At 64.8% G+C, this 11,559-nt stretch carries 4 protein-coding genes and 3 rRNA genes; 5 read left to right on the top strand and 2 right to left on the bottom strand.

The features are described 5' to 3' along the window. Positions 1–30: 30 nt before the first annotated feature. Positions 31–1,704 carry a phosphoenolpyruvate--protein phosphotransferase gene (ptsP, locus tag C7M71_RS03175; protein WP_111494673.1) on the bottom strand — a complete coding sequence of 558 codons (1,674 nt, stop codon included), beginning with the start codon at positions 1,702–1,704 and terminating at the stop codon, positions 31–33. Positions 1,705–1,753: 49 nt separating this feature from the next. Continuing rightward, complete coding sequence (locus C7M71_RS03170) at positions 1,754–2,203, bottom strand: PTS sugar transporter subunit IIA (protein WP_111494671.1); 450 nt, start codon at positions 2,201–2,203, stop codon at positions 1,754–1,756. A 728-nt stretch (positions 2,204–2,931) separates the two neighbouring features. Here C7M71_RS03170 and C7M71_RS03160 point away from each other — a divergent pair. The 5 genes from C7M71_RS03160 (at position 2,932) to C7M71_RS03140 (ending at position 11,413) form a co-directional block, all read left to right on the top strand. Continuing rightward, positions 2,932–4,447: ribosomal RNA gene (locus C7M71_RS03160) — 16S ribosomal RNA — on the top strand. Positions 4,448–4,717: 270 nt separating this feature from the next. Continuing rightward, positions 4,718–7,856 (top strand): 23S ribosomal RNA (locus tag C7M71_RS03155). Positions 7,857–7,930: 74 nt separating this feature from the next. Beyond that, positions 7,931–8,047, top strand: a 5S ribosomal RNA gene (gene rrf, locus C7M71_RS03150). Together the 16S, 23S and 5S rRNA genes form the textbook arrangement of a ribosomal RNA operon. Positions 8,048–8,211: 164 nt before the next feature. Further along, positions 8,212–8,820, top strand: a complete 609-nt coding sequence (locus tag C7M71_RS03145; RefSeq protein ID WP_111494683.1) for a CDP-alcohol phosphatidyltransferase family protein — start codon at positions 8,212–8,214, stop codon at positions 8,818–8,820. Between the two features lie 97 nt (positions 8,821–8,917). Next, a complete protein-coding gene (locus C7M71_RS03140; protein ID WP_111494681.1) occupies positions 8,918–11,413 on the top strand; it encodes a mannose-1-phosphate guanyltransferase in 2,496 nt (831 codons plus the stop codon). Positions 11,414–11,559: the final 146 nt, after the last annotated feature.

The raw sequence follows: 11,559 nt of genomic DNA, 5'->3' as shown, positions 1-11,559 counted from the left end.
CCCCGCACCACCCCGCACCCGGCGGGCGGCTCACTCGCCCGACAGCACCTGATGGGCGGCGGCCCGCGCCTCCTCCGCCGTGTCCACCGCCCGCGCGGCAGCGGCCGCCCGCTCGCACTGGGCCAGCGTGTACTTCGCCAGCGTCGCCCGCACCCGGGGGATGGCCGCCGCACCCATCGACAGCGAGGTCACCCCGAGCCCTGTCAGCACGCACGCCAGCACCGGATCGGCCGCAGCCTCCCCGCACACCCCGCAGCCCTGCCCCGCCGCCCGAGCCGCCTCTGCGGCGCCCGCCATCAGGTCCAGCAGCACCGGCTGCCATGGGTCCTGGAACCGGGCCACCGCCCCGACCTGCCGGTCGGCCGCGAAGGTGTACTGCGCCAGGTCATTGGTCCCCAGCGACAGGAACCCGACCTCCTGAAGGATCGACCGCGCCCGCAGCGCCGCCGACGGGATCTCCACCATCGCGCCGACCGCGCCCGGCAGACCCGCCGCCCGACAGGCGTCCGCGAACGCCCGCGCATCGACCCGGTCCGCCACCATCGGAGCCATCACCTCAAGGTGCACCGGCAGCCCGTCCGCCGCCTTGGCCAGCGCGCGCAACTGCGTCAGCAGCACCTCCGGGTGGTGCAGCAGCGCACGCAGCCCCCGCACCCCGAGCGCCGGGTTGGGCTCGTCGTCCGCCGGGGTCAGGAAGCCCAGCGGCTTGTCGGCCCCCGCGTCCAGCACGCGGACCACCACCCGCCCCTCCGGGAACGCCTCCAGCACCGCCCGGTACGCCTCCACCTGCCGCTCCTCCGACGGCGCCTGCGCCGAACCGTCCAGGAACAGGAACTCGGTACGGAACAGCCCCACCCCCTCCGCCCCGGCCGCCACCGCCGCAGCGACCTCGGCCGGACCGCCGATGTTGGCGAGCAGCGGGACCCGGTGCCCGTCCGAGGTCCGACCCGGTCCCGAGGACGCCGCCAGCGCGGCCCGGCGCTCCTCCGCCACCCGCCGCAGCTCGGCCTGTCGCTCCGGGGACGGCGCCACCAGCACCTCCCCGGTACTCCCGTCGACCGCGACCACCGCACCCTTCGCCAGCGCGGTCGCGCCCGGCAGCGCCACCACGGCGGGCACCCCCATGGCCCGCGCCAGGATCGCGCTGTGGCTGGTCGGCCCGCCCTCCTCGGTGACGAAACCCAGCACCAGCGACGGATCGAGCAGCGCCGTGTCGGCCGGCGCCAGATCCCGGGCCACCAGCACATACGGCTCGTCGCTGTCCGGTACCCCCGGCATGGGAACGCCCATCAGCCGGGCCACGGTCCGGTTGCGTACATCGTCCAGATCGGCGACCCGTCCGGCCAGGTAGTCGCCGGCCGTCGCCAGCAGCGCCCGATAGGCGGCGAACGCGTCGTACACGGCACGCGCCGCGCTGCTGCCCACGGCGGTCCGACGCCGCACATCGGCCATCAGCTCCGGGTCCAGCGCCATCAGTGCCTGGGCCTCCAGGACCGCCTGCGCCTCACCGCCGGCCAGGTTGCCACGGGCCCGGAGATCGGCCGCGACCGCCTCCACCGCCTGCTGGGCCCGCGCCTGTTCACGAGGCGCCTGGTCGGCCGCGATCCGCGCCGCAGGAGGTTCGAGCACCGCCGTACGCATGTGCCGCACCGGACCGATCGCCACCCCGTGACTGACACCCGCGCCCCGCAGCGTCTCTTCCATTCCACCTGTCTCCGCTTCGACCCGCGCGGCCGTCGGCGCGGCCGCGCTCTCAGTCCCAGGTGAACAGGGTGCCGCCACTGGCGACAAAGCCCGACTCCGCGACGCCGCCCAGCTGCCCGGCCGTGGCCTCCAGCGCCACCACCGGGCAGATCGGCGACTTGCCCGCCGCCTCCACCGCCGCCGGATCCCAGCGGATGACCGGCTGCCCCCTGGTGACCGTGTCGCCCTTGCTCACCAGCAGCTCGAAACCCTCACCGTTGAGCTGCACGGTGTCGATACCGAGGTGGGTGAGGATGCCATGTCCTTCGTCATCCATGATCACGAACGCGTGCGCATGCATGGAGACCACCAGCCCGTCCACCGGAGCCACCACCGCACCCGGCTCCCGAATGGGGTCGATCGCCGTCCCCGGACCGACCATGGAACCGGCGAACACGGGATCGGGCACAGCCGCGAGCCCGATGGCACGCCCTGCGAGTGGCGAGGTCACGGTGGTCATGGTGGAGCCTCCCAGGTGCGGAGTACAGCAAGCGCCCGCCTGCGGCGGCCGGCCCTGGAGATCAGCCTAAATCATGACAACCCTGACATCCGCCGCGATCTCGCCCCCGAGTGGTCTAGTCCTCTGCGGCGTGGACGCACTCTACGGCATCCTGATGACCAGCATCGATACCTCTGCGTGCACCCCGCCCCCTCCATTTGGCGCAGCCCGCACACCCCGATCGGTCGAAGGCCTCCGGCCCCGATTTGCCTCTGCCGAGGGGAGGGGGTACGGTCGTCATTCCGCCGACGGAGAGTCGCCGGATCTGCATGGATCCGTAGCCTCCCGGCAGCCATCCCCACCCAAAGAACCTGAGCGATCAGCAAAGGATCGGGGTGCCGTGCGCGCAGTGCCGATCTGACAGCCCGTCAGGGCCGATTCGGCAAAGGGCGCCGGAACCGCTAAGGTGGTGGTTGTCGCCGAAAGCGGCCCCCTTTCAGCGGGGAATCGGAAAAGCGGTAGCACCAAGCGGATCTGATAGGCTGGAACACGAAGAAGGGAAGCGTCCGGAGAAACCTGAAGGGGTTTCGATGGAAGCGTCCGTTCCTTGAGAACTCAACAGCGTGCCAAAAGTCAACGCCAGATATTTGAACCCCTTTGGGTTCCTTTGAATGAAGTACAGCGAGGACGCTGTGCGCGGGTCCGGCTTATTCCGCCGGATGCCGTGCCGCTCTTCCGCGAATGAGACATTCACGGAGAGTTTGATCCTGGCTCAGGACGAACGCTGGCGGCGTGCTTAACACATGCAAGTCGAACGGTGAAGCCCTTCGGGGTGGATCAGTGGCGAACGGGTGAGTAACACGTGGGCAATCTGCCCTGCACTCTGGACAACACCGGGAAACCGGTGCTAATACCGGATACGACGTACCTCCGCATGGGGTGTGCGTGGAAAGCTCCGGCGGTGCAGGATGAGCCCGCGGCCTATCAGCTTGTTGGTGGGGTGATGGCCTACCAAGGCGACGACGGGTAGCCGGCCTGAGAGGGCGACCGGCCACACTGGGACTGAGACACGGCCCAGACTCCTACGGGAGGCAGCAGTGGGGAATATTGCACAATGGGCGAAAGCCTGATGCAGCGACGCCGCGTGAGGGATGACGGCCTTCGGGTTGTAAACCTCTTTCAGCAGGGAAGAAGCGCAAGTGACGGTACCTGCAGAAGAAGCACCGGCTAACTACGTGCCAGCAGCCGCGGTAATACGTAGGGTGCGAGCGTTGTCCGGAATTATTGGGCGTAAAGAGCTCGTAGGCGGCCTGTCGCGTCGGATGTGAAAGCCCGGGGCTTAACCCCGGGTCTGCATTCGATACGGGCAGGCTAGAGTTCGGTAGGGGAGATCGGAATTCCTGGTGTAGCGGTGAAATGCGCAGATATCAGGAGGAACACCGGTGGCGAAGGCGGATCTCTGGGCCGATACTGACGCTGAGGAGCGAAAGCGTGGGGAGCGAACAGGATTAGATACCCTGGTAGTCCACGCCGTAAACGTTGGGAACTAGGTGTGGGCGACATTCCACGTCGTCCGTGCCGCAGCTAACGCATTAAGTTCCCCGCCTGGGGAGTACGGCCGCAAGGCTAAAACTCAAAGGAATTGACGGGGGCCCGCACAAGCGGCGGAGCATGTGGCTTAATTCGACGCAACGCGAAGAACCTTACCAAGGCTTGACATACACCGGAAACGTCTGGAGACAGGCGCCCCCTTGTGGTCGGTGTACAGGTGGTGCATGGTTGTCGTCAGCTCGTGTCGTGAGATGTTGGGTTAAGTCCCGCAACGAGCGCAACCCTTGTTCTGTGTTGCCAGCGAGTAATGTCGGGGACTCACAGGAGACTGCCGGGGTCAACTCGGAGGAAGGTGGGGACGACGTCAAATCATCATGCCCCTTATGTCTTGGGCTGCACACGTGCTACAATGGTCGGTACAATGGGCTGCGATACCGCGAGGTGGAGCGAATCCCAAAAAGCCGGCCTCAGTTCGGATTGGGGTCTGCAACTCGACCCCATGAAGTCGGAGTCGCTAGTAATCGCAGATCAGCATGCTGCGGTGAATACGTTCCCGGGCCTTGTACACACCGCCCGTCACGTCACGAAAGTCGGTAACACCCGAAGCCGGTGGCCCAACCCTCTGGGAGGGAGCCGTCGAAGGTGGGACCAGCGATTGGGACGAAGTCGTAACAAGGTAGCCGTACCGGAAGGTGCGGCTGGATCACCTCCTTTCTAAGGAGCATTGGCCGGCTTCGAGCGAGTGTCTCGGAGCGGTTGCTCATGGGTGGAACGTTGACTATTCGGCACTGTCTGGAAGCTTCTTCTCAGTACTGCGTCTCTTCGGGGGTGTGTGGAACGGTCGGGGTTCTGGGTGGTGTCGGGCGCGCTGTTGGGTCCTGAGGGAACGGTTGGTTGTTTCCTCTGGTTGTGCCGGTCCCATGCTTGTTCTGGGTGGGTGGCTGGTCGTTGTTTGAGAACTGCACAGTGGACGCGAGCATCTGTGGCCAAGTTTTTAAGGGCGCACGGTGGATGCCTTGGCACCAGGAACCGATGAAGGACGTGGGAGGCCGCGATAGGCCCCGGGGAGCTGTCAACCGAGCTTTGATCCGGGGGTGTCCGAATGGGGAAACCCGGCAGTCGTCATGGGCTGTCACCCGCTGCTGAACACATAGGCAGTGTGGAGGGAACGCGGGGAAGTGAAACATCTCAGTACCCGCAGGAAGAGAAAACAACCGTGATTCCGGGAGTAGTGGCGAGCGAAACCGGATGAGGCTAAACCGTATGTGTGTGATACCCGGCAGGGGTTGCGCGTGCGGGGTTGTGGGAGCGTACTTCAGTCGTCTGCCGGCGGCTGGGCGAGTCAGAAACCGTACAGGTAGTCGAAGGGCATGCGAAAGGCCCGGCGTAGAGGGTAAGACCCCCGTAGACGAAATCTGTGCGGCTTGCTTGTGCGTTTCCCAAGTAGCACGGGGCCCGAGAAATCCCGTGTGAATCTGGCGGGACCACCCGCTAAGCCTAAATATTCCCTGGTGACCGATAGCGGATAGTACCGTGAGGGAATGGTGAAAAGTACCGCGGGAGCGGAGTGAAATAGTACCTGAAACCGTGTGCCTACAAGCCGTGGGAGCGTCGTCAGTGGGCTTGCCTGCTGGCCGTGACTGCGTGCCTTTTGAAGAATGAGCCTGCGAGTTTGCGGTGTGTGGCGAGGTTAACCCGTGTGGGGTAGCCGTAGCGAAAGCGAGTCCGAATAGGGCGCTGTGTTTAATTTAAATACGTAGTCGCATGCCCAAGACCCGAAGCGGAGTGATCTAGCCATGGGCAGGGTGAAGCGCGGGTAAGACCGTGTGGAGGCCCGAACCCACCAGGGTTGAAAACCTGGGGGATGACCTGTGGTTAGGGGTGAAAGGCCAATCAAACTCCGTGATAGCTGGTTCTCCCCGAAATGCATTTAGGTGCAGCGTCGTGTGTTTCTTGCCGGAGGTAGAGCACTGGATAGGCGATGGGCCTCACCGGGTTACTGACCTTAGCCAAACTCCGAATGCCGGTAAGTGAGAGCGCGGCAGTGAGACTGCGGGGGATAAGCTCCGTGGTCGAGAGGGAAACAGCCCAGAACACCGGCTAAGGCCCCTAAGCGTGTGCTAAGTGGGAAAGGATGTGGAGTCGCAGAGACAACCAGGAGGTTGGCTTAGAAGCAGCCACCCTTGAAAGAGTGCGTAATAGCTCACTGGTCAAGTGATTCCGCGCCGACAATGTAGCGGGGCTCAAGTACACCGCCGAAGCCGTGTCACTCACACAATAGCCTTAACGGGTGTGTGGGTGGGTAGGGGAGCGTCGTGTGCCGGGTGAAGCGGCGGCGGGAGCCAGTCGTGGACGGTATACGAGTGAGAATGCAGGCATGAGTAGCGATACAAGAGTGGGAAACTCTTGCGCCGATTGACCAAGGGTTCCTGGGTCAAGCTGATCTGCCCAGGGTAAGTCGGGACCTAAGGCGAGGCCGACAGGCGTAGTCGATGGACAACGGGTTGATATTCCCGTACCCGCTGTAGAGCGTCAACGCTGAACCTCTGAATGCTAAGGCCGTGAAGCCGCCCTTGAGACCTTCGGGTCGAGGGGGAGTGGTGGAGCCGCCGGTCCAACAGGGTAGTAGGTGAGCGATGGGGTGACGCAGGAAGGTAGTCCAGCCCGGGCGGTGGTTGTCCCGGGGTAAGGGTGTAGGACGTGGGGTAGGCAAATCCGCCCTGCATATAGTCTGAGACCTGATGCCGAGCCGATTGTGGTGAAGTGGATGATCCTATGCTGTCGAGAAAAGCCTCTAGCGAGTTCTGTGGCGGCCCGTACCCCAAACCGACTCAGGTGGTCAGGTAGAGAATACCGAGGCGTTCGGGTGAACCGTGGTTAAGGAACTCGGCAAAATGCCCCCGTAACTTCGGGAGAAGGGGGGCCATTGCTGGTGATGGGTCTTGCACTCTGAGCTGGTGGTGGCCGCAGAGACCAGCGAGAAGCGACTGTTTACTAAAAACACAGGTCCGTGCGAAGCCGTAAGGCGATGTATACGGACTGACGCCTGCCCGGTGCTGGAACGTTAAGGGGACCGGTTAGTCATGATTCGTCGTGGCGAAGCTGAGAACTTAAGCGCCAGTAAACGGCGGTGGTAACTATAACCATCCTAAGGTAGCGAAATTCCTTGTCGGGTAAGTTCCGACCTGCACGAATGGCGTAACGACTTCTCGACTGTCTCAACCACGGGCCCGGTGAAATTGCATTACGAGTAAAGATGCTCGTTTCGCGCAGCAGGACGGAAAGACCCCGGGACCTTTACTATAGCTTGATATTGGTGTTCGGTTCGGCTTGTGTAGGATAGGTGGGAGACTGTGAAGCTGTGACGCCAGTCATGGTGGAGTCATCGTTGAAATACCACTCTGGTCGTGCTGGATGTCTAACCTGGGTCCGTGATCCGGATCAGGGACAGTGTCTGGTGGGTAGTTTAACTGGGGCGGTTGCCTCCTAAAGGGTAACGGAGGCGCCCAAAGGTTCCCTCAGCCTGGTTGGCAATCAGGTGTTGAGTGTAAGTGCACAAGGGAGCTTGACTGTGAGACCGACGGGTCGAGCAGGTGCGAAAGCAGGGACTAGTGATCCGGCGGTGGCTTGTGGAAGCGCCGTCGCTCAACGGATAAAAGGTACCCCGGGGATAACAGGCTGATCTTCCCCAAGAGTCCATATCGACGGGATGGTTTGGCACCTCGATGTCGGCTCGTCGCATCCTGGGGCTGGAGTAGGTCCCAAGGGTTGGGCTGTTCGCCCATTAAAGCGGTACGCGAGCTGGGTTTAGAACGTCGTGAGACAGTTCGGTCCCTATCCGCTGTGCGCGTAGGAGTCTTGAGAAGGGCTGTCCCTAGTACGAGAGGACCGGGACGGACGGACCTCTGGTGTGCCAGTTGTTCTGCCAAGGGCATGGCTGGTTGGCTACGTTCGGGAGGGATAACCGCTGAAAGCATCTAAGCGGGAAGCCTGCTTCGAGATGAGGGCTCCCACCACCTTGAGTGGGTAAGGCTCCCAGTAGACGACTGGGTTGATAGGCCGGGTGTGGAAGCCTCGTGAGGGGTGGAGCTGACCGGTACTAATAGGCCGAGGGCTTGTCCATAGTTGCTCCGCGTCCACTGTGTTGTTCTGAAGCAATGACCTGTGCCGGTTGCCGGTGGGTCAACTTCATAGTGTTTCGGTGGTCATAGCGTGAGGGAAACGCCCGGTTACATTCCGAACCCGGAAGCTAAGCCTTACAGCGCCGATGGTACTGCAGGGGGGACCCTGTGGGAGAGTAGGACGCCGCCGAACAATCTTTGACGGGAGGGCCCCGTAGCCGGAAGGCTACGGGGCCCTTTCGCATGCCTGTATACCAGACCGCATACCAGCCCGCCGGAGGGGGGCGGCGCGGGGCGGCTCTCAAGGCCGGGTAAAGTCGGCCTGCATCGTCGGTACCCCGGACAGGAGGCCCCCGGGTGGAGGTTCAGGAGACGCGCGTCCAGACCGACCGCGTCCTCACCATCCCCAATCTGCTGAGCATGGCTCGCCTGGTCGGCGTGCCCGTGTTCCTGTGGTTGATCCTCTGGCCGAAGTTCGGCGGGCCCAACTGCGACGGGTGGGCGCTGCTGATCCTGCTGCTGAGCGGGATCAGCGACTACCTGGACGGGAAGCTCGCCCGGAAGTGGGGGCAGATCAGCCGGCTGGGCCAGATCCTGGACCCTGCGGCCGACCGGCTGTATGTGCTGTCCACGCTGCTGGGTCTGACCTGGCGGGAGATCATTCCGTGGTGGCTCACGGCGATTCTGCTGCTGCGCGAGCTGTTCATGGGCGTGATGCTTCTCGTCCTGCGTCGGAACGGCTACGGACCGTTGCAGGTGAACTTCCTCGGCAAGGCAGCCACGTTCAACCTGATGTATGCATTCCCGCTACTCCTTCTGAGTGATCGGCACGACTGGCTCGGCAATGCGGCATCAATCTTCGGATGGGCGTTCGCCTGGTGGGGTACAACCCTCTATTGGTGGGCAGGGATTCTGTACGCGGTGCAGGTCCGCCGGATCCTGAAGGCGGACACCGCGACCGGTTGATCCGTTGCGTCGGATGGGGCTGATGTTGCCCAGCAGGGGGAGCGCGGAGCAACCGGACTGCTGACGTCCACAGCCCTTGAAGGAGGACGCACCCGACATGAAGGCCGTCGTGATGGCCGGAGGCGAGGGCACGCGCCTGCGCCCGATGACTTCGAGCATGCCCAAGCCGCTTCTGCCGGTGGTGAACCGGCCGATTATGGAGCACGTCCTGAGGCTGCTCAAGCGGCACGGTCTCAACGAGACCGTGGTCACCGTGCAGTTCCTCGCGTCCCTGGTCAAGAACTTCTTCGGTGATGGCGAGGAACTGGGCATGAGCCTGACCTACGCCAACGAGGAGGTGCCACTCGGGACCGCGGGCAGTGTCAAGAACGCGGAGGACGCCCTCAAGGACGACTCCTTTCTGGTCATCTCGGGGGACGCCCTCACCGACTTCGACCTGACCGACCTCATCCGCTTCCACCGGGAGAAGGGCGCACTGGTCACGGTCTGCCTGACCCGGGTCCCGAACCCGCTGGAGTTCGGCATCACCATCGTGGATGACGAGGGCAAGGTCGAGCGGTTCCTGGAGAAGCCCACCTGGGGGCAGGTGTTCTCGGACACCGTGAACACCGGTATCTATGTGATGGAGCCCGAGGTCTTCGACTATGTCGCGGCCGATGAGTCCGTCGACTGGTCCAGCGATGTCTTCCCGCAGTTGCTCAAGGAGGGCAAGCCGATCTACGGCTACATCGCCGAGGGCTACTGGGAGGACGTCGGCACCCATGAGAGCTATGTGAAGGCCCAGGCGGACGTCCTTGAGGGCAAGGTGGACGTCGACATCGACGGCTTCGAGATCTCGCCCGGGGTCTGGGTGGCTGAGGGCGCGGAGGTCGACCGCGAGGCGGTGCTGCGCGGGCCGCTGTACATCGGCGACTACGCCAAGGTGGAGGCCGGGGTAGAGCTGCGGGAGCACACGGTGCTCGGCAGCAATGTCGTGGTGAAGCGCGGCGCCTTTCTGCACAAGGCGGTGGTGCACGACAACGTCTACATCGGTCCGCAGAGCAATCTGCGCGGCTGTGTGATCGGCAAGAACACCGATGTGATGCGGGCCGCCCGGATCGACGACGGGGCGGTGATCGGCGACGAGTGCCTCATCGAGGAGGAGTCGATCATCGCCGGCAACGTCCGGGTCTACCCGTTCAAGACGATCGAGGCCGGCGCCTTCGTCAACACCTCGGTCATCTGGGAGTCGCGCGGCCAGGAGCACCTCTTCGGGGCGCGTGGCGTCTCCGGCATCCTCAATGTGGAGATCACCCCGGAGCTGGCCGTGCGGCTGGCCGGGGCCTATGCCACCACCCTGAAGAAGGGCGCCACGGTCACCATCGCACGTGACCACTCCCGTGGTGCCCGGGCGCTCAAGCGGGCGATGATCTCCGCCCTCCAGACCAGTGCCATCGATGTGCGCGACCTGGAGAATGTGCCGATGCCGGTGGCACGCCAGCAGACGGCGCGCGGCAGCGCCGGCGGCATCATGCTCCGGACCACGCCGGGGGTGCCGGACTCGGTGGACATCCTCTTCTTCGACGAGCGGGGCGCCGATCTGTCGCAGGCCGGCCAGCGCAAGCTGGACCGGGTGTACGCGCGGCAGGAGTACCGGCGGGCGTTCCCGGGCGAGATCGGCGACCTCACCTCCTCCTCCCGGGTCTTCGACTCCTACGCGGGGACGCTGCTCAAGGCCGTGGACATCAGCGGAGTGGCCGAATCCGGACTCAAGGTGGTCGTGGACACGGCGCACGGCAGTGCCTCCCTGGTGCTGCCCAGCCTGCTGGGCCGGCTCGGGGTCGAGGCGCTGACGGTCAACGGTGGCCTGGATGAGACGCATCCAACGGAGACCGCCGAGGAGCGGCGGATCGGGCTGGTGCGGCTCGGCGAGCTGGTGGCCTCCTCGCGGGCGGCGTTCGGGGTCCGCTTCGACCCGGTGGGGGAGCGCATCTCCTTCGTGGACGAGCGGGGCCGGATCATCGAGGACGACCGGGCGCTGCTGGTCCTGCTGGACCTGGTCGCGGCCGAGCGGCGCAGCGGCCGGGTGGCGCTGCCCGTCACCACCACCAGGATCGCCGAGCAGGTGGCGGCCTACCACGGCACGCAGGTGCTCTGGACGACGACCTCGCCCGATGACCTCACCCGGGCGTCGGCGGCCGAGGGCACCGTCTTCGGCGGTGACGGCCGGGGCGGCTTCGTGGTGCCGGAGTTCAGCGGGGTCTTCGACGGTCCCGCCGCCTTTGTGCGGCTGATGGGCCTGGTGGCCCGTACTCAGTTGACGCTCAGTCAGATCGATGCGCGCATCCCCACGGCGCATGTGCACCGTCGGGATCTGGCCACACCGTGGTCGGCCAAGGGCATGGTGATGCGCTCGGTGGTCGAGGCGGCGGGCGACCGCCAGGTGGACACCACGGACGGAGTGCGGGTGGTGGAGCCGGACGGGCGCTGGACCATGGTGCTGCCCGACCCCGCCGAGGCCGTCACCCACCTCTGGGCCGAGGGGCCGGACGAGGCCGCGACCCAGGCCCTGCTGGACGAATGGGCCGGCGTGGTGGAGGGTGCCGGGAGGTAAGCCAGAGCGGCGGCGCGGCAACGCCTGTCACCGGCGTTGCCGCGCCGCCGCTCGCCCGCCGCCCGGTGTTCGCCCCCGCGTATCGGCGGCTTTGTCACGATCGGGTCTCCGATTCGGGTGCCTGTGGCGGGGGTTGTGCGAGCCGA

Origin of the sequence: Peterkaempfera bronchialis (assembly GCF_003258605.2) — a bacterium.
GTDB classification, from domain to species: Bacteria; Actinomycetota; Actinomycetes; order Streptomycetales; family Streptomycetaceae; genus Peterkaempfera; species Peterkaempfera bronchialis.
Note: the sequence above shows the minus strand (reverse complement) of the source record. Positions and strands in the feature narration are given on the sequence as shown.